Annotated in this window: 15 protein-coding genes; 11 read left to right on the top strand and 4 right to left on the bottom strand. The window is 35.7% G+C overall.

What is annotated here, in order from left to right; all coding sequences use genetic code 11:
• Window positions 1–143: 143 nt before the first annotated feature.
• The 3 genes from BUB48_RS06235 (at window position 144) to BUB48_RS06225 (ending at window position 3742) form a co-directional block, all read left to right on the top strand.
• Complete coding sequence (locus BUB48_RS06235; RefSeq protein WP_073025394.1) at window positions 144–398, top strand: hypothetical protein; 255 nt, start codon at window positions 144–146, stop codon at window positions 396–398.
• 21 nt (window positions 399–419) lie between these two features.
• Complete coding sequence (locus tag BUB48_RS06230) at window positions 420–2822, top strand: stalk domain-containing protein (RefSeq protein ID WP_073025393.1); 2403 nt, start codon at window positions 420–422, stop codon at window positions 2820–2822.
• A gap of 452 nt (window positions 2823–3274) precedes the next feature.
• Entirely contained in the window at window positions 3275–3742 is a 468-nt protein-coding gene (locus tag BUB48_RS06225) for an ASCH domain-containing protein (RefSeq protein WP_073025392.1), read from the top strand.
• 56 nt (window positions 3743–3798) lie between these two features.
• On the opposite strand, the gene BUB48_RS06220 is transcribed toward BUB48_RS06225, so the two are convergent.
• The gene (locus tag BUB48_RS06220; protein WP_073025391.1) at window positions 3799–5085 is read right to left on the bottom strand and encodes a glycoside hydrolase family 18 protein; all 1287 of its coding nucleotides are present in this window, start codon (window positions 5083–5085) and stop codon (window positions 3799–3801) included.
• 242 nt (window positions 5086–5327) lie between these two features.
• Here BUB48_RS06220 and BUB48_RS06215 point away from each other — a divergent pair, with 242 nt between their 5' ends.
• Window positions 5328–6515, top strand: coding sequence for an NAD(P)/FAD-dependent oxidoreductase (locus tag BUB48_RS06215; protein WP_073025390.1), 1188 nt, complete (start codon window positions 5328–5330; stop codon window positions 6513–6515).
• Window positions 6516–6653: 138 nt separating this feature from the next.
• On the opposite strand, the gene BUB48_RS06210 is transcribed toward BUB48_RS06215, so the two are convergent.
• From BUB48_RS06210 to BUB48_RS06200, 3 genes are all read right to left on the bottom strand, one after another.
• Window positions 6654–8138, bottom strand: coding sequence for a TraB/GumN family protein (locus tag BUB48_RS06210; protein ID WP_073025389.1), 1485 nt, complete (start codon window positions 8136–8138; stop codon window positions 6654–6656).
• Window positions 8139–8388: 250 nt separating this feature from the next.
• The gene (locus BUB48_RS06205; protein ID WP_073025388.1) at window positions 8389–8790 is read right to left on the bottom strand and encodes a GerW family sporulation protein; all 402 of its coding nucleotides are present in this window, start codon (window positions 8788–8790) and stop codon (window positions 8389–8391) included.
• A gap of 35 nt (window positions 8791–8825) precedes the next feature.
• Window positions 8826–9305 carry a hypothetical protein gene (locus tag BUB48_RS06200; protein WP_073025387.1) on the bottom strand — a complete coding sequence of 160 codons (480 nt, stop codon included), beginning with the start codon at window positions 9303–9305 and terminating at the stop codon, window positions 8826–8828.
• Window positions 9306–9560: 255 nt separating this feature from the next.
• On the opposite strand from BUB48_RS06200, the gene BUB48_RS06190 reads away from it, so the two are divergent.
• From BUB48_RS06190 to BUB48_RS06160, 7 genes are all read left to right on the top strand, one after another.
• Complete coding sequence (locus BUB48_RS06190) at window positions 9561–10589, top strand: SPFH domain-containing protein (protein WP_073025385.1); 1029 nt, start codon at window positions 9561–9563, stop codon at window positions 10587–10589.
• 25 nt (window positions 10590–10614) lie between these two features.
• Window positions 10615–10809, top strand: a complete 195-nt coding sequence (locus BUB48_RS06185) for a hypothetical protein (protein ID WP_073025384.1) — start codon at window positions 10615–10617, stop codon at window positions 10807–10809.
• 66 nt (window positions 10810–10875) lie between these two features.
• Window positions 10876–12027 (top strand): AI-2E family transporter, encoded by a 1152-nt coding sequence (locus BUB48_RS06180; protein ID WP_073025383.1) that lies wholly within the window; start codon window positions 10876–10878, stop codon window positions 12025–12027.
• A 45-nt stretch (window positions 12028–12072) separates the two neighbouring features.
• Window positions 12073–12465: a hypothetical protein gene (locus BUB48_RS06175; RefSeq protein WP_073025382.1), complete on the top strand. Its 393-nt coding sequence runs from the start codon at window positions 12073–12075 to the stop codon at window positions 12463–12465.
• Between the two features lie 210 nt (window positions 12466–12675).
• Window positions 12676–15336, top strand: coding sequence for a bifunctional diguanylate cyclase/phosphodiesterase (locus BUB48_RS06170; RefSeq protein ID WP_073025381.1), 2661 nt, complete (start codon window positions 12676–12678; stop codon window positions 15334–15336).
• Window positions 15337–15494: 158 nt separating this feature from the next.
• Window positions 15495–16118 (top strand): DUF4230 domain-containing protein, encoded by a 624-nt coding sequence (locus BUB48_RS06165; RefSeq protein ID WP_073025380.1) that lies wholly within the window; start codon window positions 15495–15497, stop codon window positions 16116–16118.
• 261 nt (window positions 16119–16379) lie between these two features.
• On the top strand, window positions 16380–17951 hold the full coding sequence (locus BUB48_RS06160; protein ID WP_073025379.1) for an ABC transporter substrate-binding protein: 1572 nt from the start codon (window positions 16380–16382) through the stop codon (window positions 17949–17951).
• Window positions 17952–17977 lie beyond the last annotated feature (26 nt).

The following is a 17977-nucleotide window of genomic DNA, read 5'->3' as shown; positions in this document are numbered from 1 at the left end:
TGAAACATGCTCATTGAAGTACTAGAAGATACAATGAATTGAAGCCATCTATAACATTGACATAAAGAGGGTGCGATAGTAAAATTATATGGATATTCTACATTTTACAACATAATTCTACATATAGACAGGAGATGGATCATTTGAAGCTGAAGCAGTATAAGTTATTATTAACATTTACAGTGGCTCTGGTTTTTTGCAGCATTTCTCTATCATTGTATGCTGATGGTATTGACAGTATAGGCACATGGAAAGAGATAAGTCCTATTCCATATAAACCTAAGTTGGCAGATGAAAGTATGAGCATAGGGCTTACAGCTTTGGCAGGAGAAAACAAGGTGTTTATAACAGTCAATTGGGATGATGCTTATGTGTATGATATCAATAAAAATCAATGAAAACAGCTAAGAAATAGAACCATGGAATATGGACAAGCCGCAATAACTTTATCTGATGGCAGGGTGCTCATTGTCGGAGGGGAAAAAAGAACACCCATGGAAGATGCTGATTATAAAAGAGAGTATATAAAAACTGAAATATATAACCCTCAGAATGATAGTTTTATGGCTGTGGCAGAAATGCCAGAAGGTTTAAGTGGAGTAACGGCAGTATTATTGAAAGATAATACAGTGTTAGTGCTAGGAAAAGCCTATAATAATAAAAATATGGCGTATGTGTATGATGTGAACAAGAACATTTGGATCAAAAAGGCAAAGGTAGGATATGCAGGTACTAAAACCCTTGTAAACAGCCAAGGCAATGTATTCTCATTCTCTCCGAGCGTGCTTGAAAATTCTCTTACTCCAGGGGAGTATTATAATTCCATTAAGGATGAATTCTCCACATCATGGGTAATGCCTAATCCAAGAACTTCAGGAGCATGTACTGTTATGGCAGATGGAAAATTCATGATAATCGGAGGCTCCAATGGAGGATACAGTCAAAATGCAAATTGGGATGCGGATATATTCGATCCAGAAAAGAATATTTGGAGGACCACTTCATTTATGAACAGCGGAAGGGATAATGCAAGGGCTTTTACTCTTCCGGATGGACGGGTTATAGTAGTTGCAGGCATTAGTGGAAAAGAATATTTCAGAACTACAGAGATATATAACCCTATTAGTGATGTGTGGACAAAGGGACCTTCACTTAAATATACTTACAGTCCTCCTGCTGCTTTGCAGTTGAAGAATGGTAACATATTGATAATGGGAGGTTATGATGGAAAATCATCAAACCGATGCGAGATGCTGGTATTAAGCCCATCTATAAAAGAAAAATCTAATAACTCATATGATAGTATTGATAATGCTGTTCTTACAACTTTAGGAATCCCTTATATTAAAGTAAAAGGGGAAAGAGTGATATTAGATGAAAGCAATTCAAAGTTGGTACCTGTTTATAAAGACGGGCAGACTCTAGTACCTTTAAATTTTTTCAAAAGTGGTTTTGGTGCAGAAGTAAGTGAAAATACGGCAGATGGTACAATTTACATCAGACATGAAGGTAAAACTCTCTCGTTGAAGATAGGGAGCAAAGAATTAATATCAAATGGGAAAAAATCTGCAATATCTGCTTCAGCTGAGAAAATAAATGGTACGGTATATGTGCCTTTGAGACCTATAACAGAAGCTCTGGGAAAAAAGATAACATGGCTTAAAGGCCTGATTGCTATTGCTGGCAAAACCGTATATCTTGACGTGGTTTCTGCCTTTGATGAATTAACACAGCTAAATAGTTCATATTTAATGGGTATCACAGAAAATGCAAAGCTTGTGAAGGAAAAACCTGCCTTCAGCCAGGACGGATGGGATTATAAATGGTATTATATCAAGCATGAAAATGCTTCAACATATTTTACTGAAAGGGACAGCGGTGAAGACTACACCCATCTGTACCTTATAAGGGAAAATAAGAAAGAGGGAAGACTTGAACAGGTTTACGAAGGAACGACGGGCGAAATTTTGAAGCTAGAAGGCAATCAAGTATATATTTATGATAATGGTTACTTATGCAAAATTCGGTTGGGAGATAAATACAAGGAGTATGTAAAAAGCTCCGATAATCTAGCAGATTCAGAGAATATATCATTGAACTGTACCTCTATCTACTGGGAGGATGATGACTTTATCAGCCTTGACAATGGAATGGTGGATGGGGAATGGATATATTTCACCTGGGACCCCTATGACTATATTAATACCCTTCGTACAGATCCATTAGGATATCCCATGAGAGTGAAATATGACGGATCTGGACTGCAAATATTGAGTGGCTATAGGATGTCACCAAACTGGCGTGGCATTTATGGCTTTGAGAAATCAGGTGACTATCTATACTACTTGACTAACCGAAAGGTTATAGAAGGAAGTGAGGAACAATTTACTCTTCATAGGGTAAAGGTGGATGGAAGCGACGAAAAGCACATAGCTGAAGTAATGTATTTTGATATTTACAAGGATAAGATATATTACCGACAGCTTGGCGAAAGCGGAGAATATGATACTGTAAAGTTTTACAGCATCAATCTTGACGGCACAGATAACAAGCTTCTCAGCGATAAGGGAGCCTGGGAGGTAATATACTTTGGAGACAATCTATATTATAGGATATATAATGATAGAGACGGTGTGTATACCATGAAAACCGACGGAAGCAATGTGAGGAAGATTGGTGATGCACAGGGAGATTTGCTCTATGCTGATGACAAGTATGTATATTATGACTATAATTATTTCGATTTTGATAATGGTGGATTCAAAAATATGGGCAAGTACAAAATCAATATTATGACAGGAAAGAAGGAAAAGGCAGAATAAGTGTCTTATTAAAATTAGATGCTGTTGTAAAAAAGCTTTGCAGCAGCTTTCCAATATTTACAATTGTGTGGTAAACGAGGGATAATGATAATTGGTGTGTGTCATTAAAAGCATTAAGCCAGGCATGAATGAAGCGGAGTACGAATAGAAAAAACGGTAATATTGACAAAATATGGCTGTGTACCTCTTTATAATACACGAAATGAATTGGTAGCAATATATTGATTCAGTATTTACAAAACTACTTTTTCTTTCTTTTGTCCACGTAAATAATAAGAGAGCGGACATAGCCTATAAAAGCTGTGATGACAATGACGGAGAATATAACTGGATATTGTCTGATAAACTCTTGAATGGCATTCATAATATATCACCTAAAAATCATTATATACATTAATATTATTAGATTAATTATCAGCTATATGCAAAATAAAAACAAGGAGTGAGAATTCATGAAACATGAGTCTGTAAAAAGAATGTGGGAAGAATATCTTTCTTCTGAAGGGGAAAAGCCATCAGCTACTGATAGAAAGTATAGTGCTTGGCACTTTTGTGATAATAGAGAAGATGCAGATGAATTGGCTCAGTTGGTTGTTCAGGGTATCAAGAGAGCTACTGCATCGTTATATCTTTCCTACGAAGCGGATAACCAAGAGTTGCCTAAGGTTGGAGATTATAGCATCATAACAGATTGGGATGGAATTGCCCAATGTATTGTGAGGACAGAAAAAGTGGATATTCTTCCTTTTAAGGATGTGACAGCTGAATTCGCAGCCTTGGAGGGAGAAGGAGACAAATCTCTGGAATATTGGAGAGATTGTCATTGGAGATATTTTTCAAGAGAAATCAGACCGCTTGGGAAAGAGCCCAGTGAAGATATGCTGGTAGTATGCGAAGAGTTTGAAGTGGTATATAAATAGCATTATGAACGTATATAACCCCTGTAGAATTAATAAATCTACAGGGGTTATATTGACTATCTCTTAACTACATCGAAGTTTTCCTCAATGAGTAGCCAGTTTTGGGGGAAAGGAAGACCCAGTTTCCAGTAGCTTACTCCTCGTAATCCCAGTTCCTTTACTAAATCGAATTTTGCCTGGATGGATCGGGCATCTTCAAACCAGACTCTATGCTGCCTTCCTTGGGTGTCTGTATAGTTGAAATATGGAGCCTGAGCTGTGTAATCATATCTAATGGGCACGTTGTTTTCTGCTGCTATTCGAATGGCCTGTTGAGGGCTTACTGCCCTTGCATACTGCCCACCAGGAACATAAGGCAGTGTCCAGTCATATCCGTATAAATTCTGACCCATCATTATCTTGTTGGCAGGCATTTCAGTCAAAGCATATTCCACAACCTGTCTTACCGGCCCTATTGGAGATACAGGCATGGGTGGTCCACCGCTGTATCCCCATTCATAGGTCATCAAAACAACAAAGTCGGCAATTTCTCCATGAGCCTTATAATCATGGGCTTCATACCATTCACCTACCTGGGTGGCGCTTGTTTTTGGGGCAAGGGCTGTAGACATGAGCAATCCTTCTGCAGATAGCCTTGCTTTAGCTTTTCTCAAAAAGTTGTTATAGGCTTCTCTTAAATCAGTAGGCAAAAATTCCATGTCAAAATGTATGTCTCCATAGTTGTGCTGTCTTGCTGTGGCGATTATATTATCAAGAAGACGATTCTGTACCTCTTCATTGGTCAGGATAATTCTTCCCAGCTCTGAGCTGAACTGTCCTTCTTCCAGATTTGTGACAACCATCATTAAAGCTGCACCGTTGGCTTCAGCAATAGCAGGGAAGTTGTTCAGCGGCGGAGGTTGCAATGTTCCATCTCTGTTTACTCTGTAACTGAAGGGTGCTAGGTATGTCAAAAATGGTGCTGCTTTTCGAGCCGAATTTTCCAACGCAGGAGTAACAGTAGTTCCTGTCGGCTCGACATATGCGTTTATTTCTGCCTTTTTTTTGGTACGTGGTGGGATATATAGTCTTAATCCTACTCGTAAAGGCTGATTTACTGGTATTCCGTTTATGCGAGCGAGTTCCTGATAGCTTATACCGAATTTTCGTCCTATGCTGTACAAGCTGTCTCCGGGCTGAACCCAGTAAAAACTCCCAACTATGGGGATAACAAGAGTCTGTCCTACCACCAATTGATTGGGATTGGGGACTTCATTGGCCCCTGCAACGGCAGAAACAGTGGTGTTATACAGTTGTGCTATTTGAAATATCGACTGGCCTGGTTGGACAACATGGATCTGCAAAATATCACCTACTTAAAATAAAATTTGCTTATATCATTATATGTTGTAGAAATAGATGTGTACTGATCAGTTTCATTAAATAAGATTAATAAAATATCCAAATAATAATCATTAGATTTGAAAATTTTTGTATCTTACATTAATGGATAATAATTATCAAAAAAATAAAGGTATTGACAAAAACTCGTCGAAATATAACTAATATATCAATAAAAAGAAAATTATAACGGGGTAGTGATAATATGGAGAAGAAAATATTAATTATAGGAGCGGGTATTGCAGGACTTTATGCATCAAAATCAGCTAGGGAAGCCGATAAGGATTGTAAAATAACATTATTAGAGATGGATAATCTAAATACTTATACAAGGACAAGAATACCACACTATATATCAGGCGAAACCAGCTATGAGGAGATGACTCCCTATGGTGATGATTGGTATGATAAAAACAGAATAAACCTTATAAAACAAGCAAAGGTTACAAGGATCGATATCAACAAAAAAGAAGTATTTACGGATAAGAGCAGCTATCATTATGACAAACTTATAATAACCACAGGTTCCAGTCCTTTTAAACCACCTATTAAGGGTGTGGATATGAAAAATATCATGACATTACGTACTATCCATGATGCAGATAATGTTATCAATCTTGCTAAGAATACAAAAGCATGTACCATAATAGGCGGAGGATTGTTAGGTCTGGAAATTGCTTATTCCATAAGACAGCTTGGATGTGAAGTTAATGTAGTGGAAATTAATGATAGGCTCCTTCCAAGACAATCGGATGACATTGCCTCATCACTGCTGCTGGATGCTCTGAAGGAGAAGGGCATTAATGTGTATCTCAATGGAGAAACAGAAGAGTTCTGTGGAGATGGTACAGTGGCACAGGTTAAACTGAAGGATGGAAGAACCATAGATACAGGTTTTGTGCTCCTTTCCATGGGGGTAAGGGCGAATATAGCACCTTTCCAAAATACGGGACTTGATATTGGCAGAGCTATAAAAGTCGATGAATACATGAGGACCAATATAGAAGGAATATATGCAGCAGGAGATGCAGCGGAATTTAAAAACAACAACTTTTGTATATGGCCTATAGCTATAGCACAGGGTAAAGTGGCAGGAAGCAATGCAGCGGGGAAACCCATGATATATGAGGATATAAGACCGCACACACAGCTTAAGATACATGGTATCACATTGTTCACCATAGGCAACATATTCAGTGAAGATTGTGATGTTTTCCAACGATTTGAAAAAGATCATGGAAGATACATTAAGTTCTTCTTGAAGAATGGAATAATAGAAGGAGCTATAGTATTTGGCGAAGCTTCACTGCCCAATAAAGTTAGAAAAGCAGTGGAAAGCAAGAAGAAATTTGAAGGAATATCCAATATTGATGAATTATTAGAGTCATTATAATTTATGTGACTTAATTGTTGATTTTATGCCAGAAAAGTTGCCAACATAGTTAAAGCATTTTCTATGTGTGAATAACAAATCAAAAGGAATAGAAAAGGTAGATATCTTATACAGATACTACCTTTTCTAATTTTTATGCTAATTAAGAATCTGTTCTATGTCATAACCATCATTCTCCAGTATTTTAATAACGCCTTTGTCACCCACTAAATGGCCTGCTCCTACTACTACAAAATATGTCTTTCCATTTTCATCTGCAAGAAATTTCTTTATTGTATCAGCCATATGTTTGTCTCTGTCATGCCAGAATTTGTTGACAAACTCATCTGAGAGCTTGTCAGCATCGGATTGCTTTGAAATTTCCAAAATAGCTTCCAAAGCAGCAGCATCGCCTTTTTTCCAGGCAGTCAGCATGTTTTTCATGCTTTCCAAAGTAGTATTATTGTCTTCTTTAGCTGTTTCCATTTCTGTCAAACTAGATATCAGAAGCCTTTCCTGAAGTTCTGGAGAGAAATTATCAAACATATCTACCTGAAACTTTATTCCTTCTATTTCTATGATATCCTTGATTCCCATTGCTTTATTTACAAAATACATGTCAATGCCGAGGGCTGCGTCAAAAGAGTTTTGGGCAAGAGTAAGATTAGGCAGCAACAATGTAACATACCATGGTTTGAACAAGTTGTATGCTTCAGGTCCTATACCAAGAGTACCGGCATAGCTATCCATAAATTCGGTATATTTTTTGTAGGTTTCTTCTGATATGTTTTTATCTATTGAATTGCCATCTTGATAAAATGCTTTTTGCAGCATATACATAATATCTTCATTGCTTGGTACAATATTAGCCTCCACAGCAAGATAATCAGATTTATAATAGGCTTCCATAATATTTCTTCCAAATGGATAGATGCTTATATCGGCAATATGTATTGAACCTAGCACATACAGGTGGTTTTTTCCATTAGATATCTTCCACATAAGGCCTTTTGAAGCCTTATTCCCTTCTCGTATTGCAAATTCGTAATATTTATTTGCAAGTATGATAAGTTCCTGACGTGTGCAATTATCAGCCAGAGCCAGCTTGCTTTCATTGGTGCCTTTTAGCAGATTTTTTGCAACGGCATATCTAGCTGCAGATAAATAAGGCTCTTCCAGGGAGTCAACATCTTTGTATTTTAAATCAATATCAACTTCATAATTAAATTCAGGCTCACAGGATTTTATAACATTATGTAAAAGCAATATAGCTTCTCCTCTTGTAATGGGCTTTTCAGGTTCAAGTTTGTCATCAGAATATTTTTGCATAAGTCCCAATTCATAGGCTTTGAGTATTGCTTCATCATTGCCGGTTGTTTTTTCTGTCAATTTTTCATATAGTGCTATACCGATTTTTGCTAAATCTTTTCTGGTAGCATTTTGATGAAAGTTGCTAAACATACTCTCATCTGCTAATTTATACAATTTTGCCATTTGAACATGTTCAGCAGCCCAATTACTTGGGGCATCAGATTTGTCGATTTCATTTTTAATTGCCCAAACATTTATTGTTGGCAGTTGCAATAATTGAAATAGGAGTAAAAAAACAATCAGACTGGCAGCTAGTTTTTTGAGTTTTTTCATTTTGACACCTTCCTTGATTATAGTTAATATACGTTAACTTAGCAGATTTTCCTAATGCCTTAATATGGTATATTATAATTCTATTATTGACTATTTAAAAAGTAAATACAATAGAGATATAACAAAATATTGAACATAGAATAATCATGAATTTTCTAAGTATAGGATATTGAAATAACTGACAGGCACAAGACCATGACAGTGGAGCTAACTGAAAGATCTTGCGCCGTTATATTTTACTTCATCTTTATTATTGCTGGCCCTGCTGTCCTTGCTGCTGGTTATTCTTACCTCCGAGCATCTGAGGCAGTTTGTTAATAAGCTGATTCATGGCTCCTTGGGTAGCACTGATGGGCATTACAGACACATTATTCTGGTCTATTACCAATACCGCATCAGTAGAAATTCGCGCACCTACTCCGAGTGCATCCAAGCCTGTATTGGTGGTTCCTTGAACTGAGGAGGTATTGCCTTGGGATGTTTTGCCTGAAGAATTACCGCCACCATATCCTATAGAAACGGATATAACCGGAATTATTGTTTTATTTTCAAGCTCTATGGGTTTTCCAAGAGTACCTTCTTCTTGAGTAAAGCTTTCTATATTGGAGAACAATGTGCTAACATTCTGATCCATTGTATTATTCAAATCCATTTAAAATCCTCCCTTGTAATACTAATTTTCTATAGTTATACTAGCCTCAATATAGAAGAGCCAAGGTTGAGTTTTGCAGTGGCGTCAATATTGACAAAATCTGAAACTGATGAAAAACATGGCTTCTGTCTTAGTGATTCTAATGTGAAGAATCTTGAAATGGTACTTATTGCACCAAATAATAAACCTGTGAAGTAAGGATCTTTGAATCCATATTCAGCAATGATGTGAATATCTGTTGGGTTAAGCTTTTTAAGCCAGTTCATGTTTTTTAAATCAGTCTTTCTGTTTATTATTCGCTTTTTAATAATTCTTTTATTAAACAGATAAATGTTTAAATGAAATCCATCACTTTCAGACCATGCAACTGACTTTAGTACAGGATAGAGCCAAAGTAGCTGTATAGTAAAGTTTGAAGAAATAGAATCAAAACGAATAATAACCTTTGAAGGTACAGCAAGCAAAAGAACTATAAAAAACAAGGCTGCAATTATTAATGCATATATCAAGATCATGGAAATTACCTCCATGCTTCATTATAAAAGCGCCCTTTTATATTTTAACCGGAGTAATTTCTTTTATGGTGGCAAATATCTTCAAAAGTTCATTTCTGATGAAAAAACTGAAATAGAAAGAGAAAACATGACGATTAAGGAACCCGCATTTTTTGAAATTTATATGGCTAATGTTGATATTTTTTATATATTATAATAATATAAAAGTGATATCAAAATGATATCATATAAAAATGTGGAAAGGGGTTTTTAAGTATGGCAAATAATACTAATAATGATAGAAAAGAGCTTCATTATGAAGAGATAGAAGCAAAATCAGTAAACGGATTACCTGTCTTAATTATGAACATCATGCTGATGATTGCTTCTGTAGTTGGTTTTATCATAGGTATTAACCTTATAGATGATAAAACCGTCACTGTAGCAGGTATTGCCCTAATAGTGGTTTCGCTGCTGTATTTTATAATAGTTGGGCCGATATTATTCATAGGTTTGAAAGTATTAAAGCCCAACGAAGCCCTTGTGTTAACTCTTTTTGGCAAGTATTATGGAACTTTGAAAGGAGAAGGTTTCTTCTTTGTAAATCCATTTACTGTGGCTGTCAATCCGGCACTTCCTGTGACTTCTACAGGGAAAATTGCTGCGGAAACACTGGCACCTTCAGATAAAGGCACAGCTCAAGTTGCGTTGTTTGCCAGAAACAAGAAGATATCATTGAAAACTATGACATTGAACAATGATAAGCAAAAGATCAATGATCAGCTAGGGAATCCTATTATCATTGGGATTGTTGTCATTTGGAGAGTTGTTAATACGGCAAAGGCTGTGTTCAATGTAGATAATTATACCGAATATCTTTCCATCCAATGCGATTCTGCATTGCGAAATATTGTGAGACTTTATCCCTATGATGCAGAAGATAATGAGAAATCATTGAGGGGGAGCAGTCAGGAGGTTGCAGATAGACTGAAAGAAGAAATTCAGTCTAAGGTTGATATTGCCGGTTTGGAAATCATTGAGGCAAGGATAACCCACCTAGCCTATGCTCCGGAGATCGCTGCAGCCATGCTTCAGAGACAGCAGGCTTCAGCCATAATAGATGCCAGACAAATGATTGTTGAGGGTGCTGTAGGCATGGTGGAAATGGCCCTTGCCAAGCTCAGTGAGAATGATATTGTACAGCTTGATGAGGAAAGAAAGGCTGCTATGGTGAGCAATCTATTGGTTGTACTCTGTGGCAATAAGGATGCTCAGCCCATAGTGAACAGCGGGTCCTTATACTAGAACATGTGGGGGAGGGCAATGATTTATGGATAGCAAAGATGAAAAAAAGGAAAAGAATAAAAAGCAAGTGTTGTTGAGATTATCGCCCTCTCTCTGGAAGGAGTTAATGGTTTGGGCGGAGGATGACTTTCGATCTCTCAACGGACAGATTGAATACTTGCTTACAGAATGTGTAAAACATAGAAAGAAATTAAAAAAAGATGATATTGACAAATTGTAATTTTAAGCATAAGATTGTGTTGCAAACTAGTATTTCCAATAATTGAAAAAGAATTGAGTGATTTGTGTGGATTTATCAGGAAAAAACGTAAAAAAAATACTGTTTATAATTTTCGTTTCAATAATATTTTATTCTGCATTGCAAAATCTATATTCCGTAATAGACTTTGCAAAAAGGATAACTGGCCTATTATCGCCATTTATAATAGGGGCAATAATCGCCTTTATTTTGAATGTACCAATGAAGGCTCTGGAAAATATATTCTTTCCTTCATCCAGGAAGCCTATAGTTCAGAAAATTCGTAGGCCTGCATGTCTTCTTTTGTCTGTTATATTAATATTATCCATCATATTTCTTGTGGCTTTCTTGGTGATTCCTGAAATAATAGGTACATTTGCCATTATAAAGAACAATGCTCCATTGTTTTTTGCAAGAATTCAGCAATGGATAGAAAAATGGTCGGTACAGCTTCCTGAGTTGAAGCAATGGATAACATCCCTACAGCTAAATTGGGAGAAGATAGCAACTTCAGTTGCTAATTTTCTTAAAAGTGGAACTTCCACTGTAATAGGATCGGCTTTTACAGCAGTATCATCTATTTTTAGCGGTACATTTACTATGGCAATAAGCCTTATATTTGCATTCTACATACTAACAGCCAAAGAGAAGCTTACATATCAGGCTAAAAAGTTGATATATGCATATTTGCCAGAGAATAAGGCGGATAGAGTTGCCTATGTATCCAGGTTATCATATAAGACATTTCATAGCTTTGTAACTATACAATTTACTGAGGCAATAATACTTGGATCTCTATGTTTTATTGGTATGTTAATATTAAGATTTCCACATGCCATGACAGTTTCAGTACTTATAGGATTTACTGCTTTGATTCCGCTGGTAGGCGCATTTATAGGTGCGGCTGCAGGTGCCTTTATAATCCTTATGGTAGCTCCAATTAAAGCCTTGTGGTTCATTGTGTTTATAATTGTTTTGCAACAGATCGAAGGGAACTTGATCTATCCCCGTGTTGTAGGAAACTCCATAGGATTGCCGGCCATATGGGTATTTGTAGCAGTCATATTGGGAGGAAGCATTTTTGGAGTATTTGGAATGCTGCTGTTTGTTCCATTATGCTCAGTAATATATAATCTTACAAGAGAGATGGTAACTTCAAGGCTGAGAAATAAGAATATTGAGGAAGAAAAACTCAGATAGGATGTAGTATATGCAGCTATAATATGGTATTGAGGTGTATCAGATATGGATTGGTTTAGGAGAATGATGGCGGGGCGCTATGGTGTGGATCAACTATCAAATGCAATGATTTTGCTTTCCATTGTACTTTTGATAATAAGTTCATTGATTGGATCGAGTATAATAAACATGTTAGCCATGATTATGCTTATATTGTCTTATGGAAGAGTATTTTCCAAGAACATCAACAAACGAAGAGAAGAAAATATGAGATTTTTGAGGTGGTGGAGTCCCATAAGCATAAAGTTGATGCAGTATATCAATCGCATCAAAGGATATAGGACATACCGCTACTTCAAATGTTCTGGATGCGGACAAACACTGAGAGTGCCAAGAGGAAAAGGACGAGTTCACATAACATGTCCTAAATGCAAGAATGAGTTTACAAAAAACACATAGAAATTTATGCAATTATGATGTATAATTAGTGACGTAGCTATTACCATATTAAAAAGTTGTCAAATTCCCTAACAGAGTGAATAATATTTACAACTTTCGTAAAACGTTGTAAATATTATTCACTTTTTTGACGATATTTGGTATAATTTTATATAATATTCTGAATATAGTACAATTGGATAATTACTCTTATTTTGGGAGAGTGATTTTATGAGAGGTGTTATAAGAAAAAAGGCGATAATTATGAGCAGTATAGCCATCATGATTTTTTCTGTTATCATAGGTGGCTTTATTTATTACTTTGCTTCTGGTGCAATTATTGCCAATATTTCCGAATCCCTTACCCAGATTGCTGTAATGGGTGCTAAGGCTGTGGAAAGCAATTTAGAAGGAAGTCTGGCAGTTATTGAGACAATAGCCGCAGAAGAAACTATAAAAGACCCCAATATTTCATTGGAGAAAAAAATAGAGATTTTAAAAAGAGAGGTAGATAGAAAAGGTTTTACGAGGATGAGCATTGCAGACTTATCAGGGAATTCCATTACTTCAGAAGGTATAGAGGTATATGTAGGAGACAGGGAATATTTTAAGCTTGCAAAAGAAGGAAAGGCGAATATTTCCAAACCTGTGGTCAGCAGGGTGGATGAAACTTTGGTAATAACCTTTGCTGTGCCTATAATGTTCAATGACCAAGTAACAGGGGTTCTATATGCTACAGAGGACATAGAATTTTTATCTGAAATAACTGATGAAATAAAACTTGGGCAGTATGGAAGATCTTTCATAGTCGATGACATGGGAGTAACAATAGCTCATGAGCTAAGAGAACGTGTTAGGAACAGAATGAACATATTGTTGGATTGGAAGAAGCTAGGATACAACAAGACCGTTTATGATTTTTTCTCTTCTATGCAAAAGAATGAAACAGGAGCTGGAAAATTCATAGTTAATGGATCACTGATATATGCAGGTTATGCAAAAATACCGGGAACCAATTGGTATTTTGGAATTTCTGCTCCCAGATCCCAGATTTTCAGAAGCATTAATCAGATATACTATTTCCTAGGATTTTTATTGCTTGCTTCAATTATAATTTTTTTAGCAGCCCAATTCCAAATCAGAGTTCTGAGAAAAAGATTAAAGGTAGAAAGAGATATGGCTGCAGCTGCCATAGATACTGCAAATATAGTAATAATAGGTTTTAATAAATATGGTGTAATACAGGAATTTAACAACAATGCGGAAACAAAACTGGGTTATAAAAAGAATCAGGTATTGGGGAAAATGAAGCTTTTAGATATGGTTGATATTGATTCCATTGATAACTATAACAAACTTATGGAACATATCAATAAGAATGAAGAGTTGGACAGCTTGGAATTATCTTTAAAGAATGCAGAGGGTACTGTAGTATATATGATATGGAGTTTGAATTTCATTGATGATTATGGCGATAAGTATATGGAATTAGTAGGCATGGACATAAGCCAAATAATGAAAGTTGAGAAAGAGCTGGTTGAAAGTCATGAAGAATTGACTTCTCTTTATGAGGAGTTATATGCCTCAGAGGAGACATTAAGACAGCAATATGAAGAATTATCAAGAAAGGAAAAAGAGATTCATAAATTGGCTTACTACGATCATTTGACGGGATTAGCCAACCGTACCAATGTAGAACAGTACTTTGAAGATAATATAAAAGACAGAAAAGATTGTGCAGCATTGCTTTTTATGGATTTGGATAACTTTAAATTTGTAAATGATACCTTCGGCCACTTTGTTGGGGACGAGCTGTTGATCAAAGTGGCAGAAAATATCAAGTCTGTCATAAATGAAAATCAAGTAGCAGCAAGACTTGGCGGAGATGAATTTATGATAGTGATGGATGAGTATAGAAATCTGCAAGAAGTTGAGGACTTAGCGGAAAAATTACTGAAATCCTTCGAAAGCAGTTTTAAAATAAATGATTCAATGATTAGCATATCCACCAGCATCGGTATTGCTTTGTATCCTGATAATGGAGATAATTTCAGAGAACTGTTGAAATGTTCCGATATAGCTATGTATGATGCAAAAGCATCAGGCAAAAACACCTATGCTTTCTTCGATGAGAAGATAAATGAAAAAATTGTGAGAAAGATGAAAATCCAGAACAGCATGAAAGATGCCATAAAGAATAATGAGTTTATGCTGTATTATCAACCTCAGTATTATATTTCAACAGGCAGGATTAAAGGCTTTGAGGCTTTATTAAGATGGAACAGCTCTCAACATGGATTTGTATCTCCTTCAGAGTTTATTGGAATTGCAGAAACTTCTGGGTTGATTATTCCTTTAGGTTATTGGGTACTGAATGAAGCTTGCAGTTTTATAAAAAGGGTTATTGATATGGGCTACGAAGATGTAAGCATTTCTGTAAATGTTTCTGTAATACAGCTTATGCAGGATGATTTTGTGGAAAACGTGAATAATGTATTGAGACAATATGGATTGAAGCCATCAAATCTTCAACTTGAAATAACAGAGAGTATATTGATGGAGAACATAGATTTCAATCTTAAGAGAATAAGAGAATTGAGGAGATTGGGAGTGGGATTATCCCTTGATGACTTTGGAAAAGGATATTCTTCTCTTACATATTTAAGGGATTTGCCTATAGATATTTTGAAAATAGATAAAACATTTATAGACAATATACTGGAGTCTAATGAGAAAAGTTGCTTGACAGGCAACATAATTACCCTTGCTCATGATTTGGGACTCTCTGTAGTGGCAGAAGGAGTTGAAGAAGAAGAGCAATTGAAGTATCTAAAATGTTATAATTGTGATATGGTGCAGGGATACCTGTTTAGCAAGCCATTGCCAAGATAGGAAGCAATAGAATTGCTGGTATCAGCATCTTCTAGTGATGAGAGGAGCTGTTAGGGTGTAAAAGTTACTGTAATCATAGTAAATGCAGAGATAATGTGGGGGGTATTGTAATATTATTTACTAAAATATATGTAGCATTTGTGAGGAGTTTTGAACAGATGAATTTAAAAAATATGACATTTGCGAAGATCGTAATAATTTTGGCTTTAATTTTGGCGATACTGTTTTTCGCTTATAAAATAGTTGATATACAGAGAATCCAAGAACCTGTTGTAACAATTGAGAACCAAGCAATTCAAGACTCTACGGTCATAATGGAAAGAGTTGAAAGACTCTGGGAAATAGCATCAAATAAATACTTTTACAGTAATGTGCTGGCATTTAAGGATAATGTGAAAATCAAAGATTTCCAAGTACCTTTTACGGAAAAATCATTTTTGATAAAATATGATGGATATTTGAAAGCCGGCATAAATGCTGAGGACATGGAGATATTGACTAATGAGGGAAAAACTATAAAATTAAAGCTGAAAAATTCAAAGATACTTGACCATGTAATAGATGAGAAAAGCATATATGTATATGATGAAAAGAATTCAATATTCAACAACCTAAGTATAAAGGATATTTTTGATCAACTTTCAGAGGAAAAGGCAAATATTGAATCTAAGCTTATAGAAAAAGGGTTTCTCACAGATACAAACAATAATATTAAGATGTTTTTGGAAGAGTTTTTGAGAAACCTTGGTTATGAAAAAATAGAAATAGAGTTTGAAGATTAAACGTGATATTTGGCAATTTGTTTGTTTAGACTTGTTAAATCGAAACTGAATAGACGATTCCAATGTAAAAAAATAAGGCAAAAACACAAAAGAATGTGTTTTTGCCTTATTTTATAAGTAAAAATATGCGCAAATATGAATAAATATAATAGAAAATTGTAAATATTACAAAGCTGAATGTATGATTTTGTAATATTTACAATTATTTGTTCAGAATTTTGTGATAATATAAAAATAATAATTATGAGAGGAGGAAAAATAATGAAAAAAACTATATGTATTGCACTCCTGGTATGCATTATGGGAGCGATTATTGCAGGATGTTCTGGTAATGGAAATGCTCAGAATACAGAAAAAAAGCTGAAGATAGCGTATTATGCTTATAACACAGAACCATACATTGATTTTGATCCAAGTGTTGAATACTCAAATGGAATAATTGTTCTTAACAATATTTACGAAACATTGACAAGATACGATATAAATACGGAAAAGATAGAACCTCTTTTGGCAGAAGAATGGACATCCAATGAAGATGGTACTGTATGGACCTTCAAAATAAGGAAGGGTGTTAAATTTCATGATGGAGCAGAGCTAAATGCAGACGCAGTGAAAAAGTCCATAGAAAGAACAATGGGCTTGAAGATGGGAGCAGCATATATTTGGGATTGTGTAAAGGAAATAAAAGTTATTGATGATTATACAGTGGAGTTTGATTTGAGTTATCCAGCACCTTTAGACTTAATCGCCAGCGCTGGGTACGCAGCTTTCATTATTTCTCCCAATGCCATAGACAAGGATAGTACATGGTTTAATGAAGGAAATGAAGCCGGTTCCGGTCCATATAAGGTTCAGCAGGTTACAAAAGGTGAGGAAGTTATATTGGCAAAATTTGATGATTATTGGAGAGGTTGGAATGATAATCAATATGAGAGAGTCATTATTAAGAAGATACCGGAAAGTTCATCAAGGAGGCAGCTGATTGAAAAAGGAGAGGCTCAAATAACTACAAGCCTTTCAGTGACTGATATCAAAGCATTAAGGGAAAATGCGGCAGTCAATGTAATTGAGGGTCCGAGCTGGAAGAATATAATAGGCTTTTATAACACAGAAAAAAAACCTCTCGATAATGTTGATTTCAGGCGAGCTTTAAGCTATGCATTTCCATATGACGAAGTCGTAAATGATGTTAAAGAAGGCATGGCATATAAATCATTCGGTTTAATACCTAAAGGATTATGGGGACATGATGAAAGCCTTATGCAATATGAAATGGATCTTCAAAAAGCAGAGGAATACTTGAAAAAATCAGGAGTGAACCCGGAAGGCATAAAGCTGGAAGTTACATTTACATCAGGTAGTGAGGCGCTAAGAAATGCTGCTCAGTTATATCAAGTGAATTTGAAAAAACTAGGCATAGAATTGCAGATACATGAGATGAACTGGGACAATGTATGGGAAAAATCTAAGAATACAAATCCGGAAGACAGGCAGGATATATTGTTTATGAATTGGTGGCCGGATTATGCAAGTCCTATGAGTTGGTTGTTCAGCTTGGTGCACTCGGAAGAAACAATACTCTTTAACTTATCTTATATTAAGGATAAAAATCTTGATGGGATAATTGAAAAAGCAGACAAGCTTAGCGCGATAGATAGAGCAGAAGCGGAAAAATCAGTTATTGAAGTTCAGAGGGATGTCTTAGATAAAGCATATTTTATACATGCATTCGATGATAAATCAGTATGGGCAGCAGATGCACATTTTAAAGGTTTTAAACCTAATCCTGCATATGAAGGCGTAGTTTTCTTCTATGATACATTTTATGAGTAAAGACGAAATTTAGTTTTGTGGAGGTT

Origin of the sequence: Lutispora thermophila DSM 19022 (genome assembly GCF_900142105.1) — a bacterium.
Classification (GTDB): Bacteria; Bacillota; Clostridia; order Lutisporales; family Lutisporaceae; genus Lutispora; species Lutispora thermophila.
Note: the sequence above shows the minus strand (reverse complement) of the source record. Positions and strands in the feature narration are given on the sequence as shown.

Coding starts and splice junctions, on each gene's coding strand:
- BUB48_RS06200 (WP_073025387.1), bottom strand. CDS start 9,305: ATGATCTTGATATATGCATTAATAATTGCAGCCTTGTTTTTTATAGTT.
- BUB48_RS06170 (WP_073025381.1), top strand. CDS start 12,676: ATGAGAGGTGTTATAAGAAAAAAGGCGATAATTATGAGCAGTATAGCC.
- BUB48_RS06215 (WP_073025390.1), top strand. CDS start 5,328: ATGGAGAAGAAAATATTAATTATAGGAGCGGGTATTGCAGGACTTTAT.
- BUB48_RS06160 (WP_073025379.1), top strand. CDS start 16,380: ATGAAAAAAACTATATGTATTGCACTCCTGGTATGCATTATGGGAGCG.
- BUB48_RS06190 (WP_073025385.1), top strand. CDS start 9,561: ATGGCAAATAATACTAATAATGATAGAAAAGAGCTTCATTATGAAGAG.
- BUB48_RS06185 (WP_073025384.1), top strand. CDS start 10,615: ATGGATAGCAAAGATGAAAAAAAGGAAAAGAATAAAAAGCAAGTGTTG.
- BUB48_RS06225 (WP_073025392.1), top strand. CDS start 3,275: ATGAAACATGAGTCTGTAAAAAGAATGTGGGAAGAATATCTTTCTTCT.
- BUB48_RS06205 (WP_073025388.1), bottom strand. CDS start 8,790: ATGGATTTGAATAATACAATGGATCAGAATGTTAGCACATTGTTCTCC.
- BUB48_RS06230 (WP_073025393.1), top strand. CDS start 420: ATGGAATATGGACAAGCCGCAATAACTTTATCTGATGGCAGGGTGCTC.
- BUB48_RS06165 (WP_073025380.1), top strand. CDS start 15,495: ATGAATTTAAAAAATATGACATTTGCGAAGATCGTAATAATTTTGGCT.
- BUB48_RS06210 (WP_073025389.1), bottom strand. CDS start 8,138: ATGAAAAAACTCAAAAAACTAGCTGCCAGTCTGATTGTTTTTTTACTC.
- BUB48_RS06175 (WP_073025382.1), top strand. CDS start 12,073: ATGGATTGGTTTAGGAGAATGATGGCGGGGCGCTATGGTGTGGATCAA.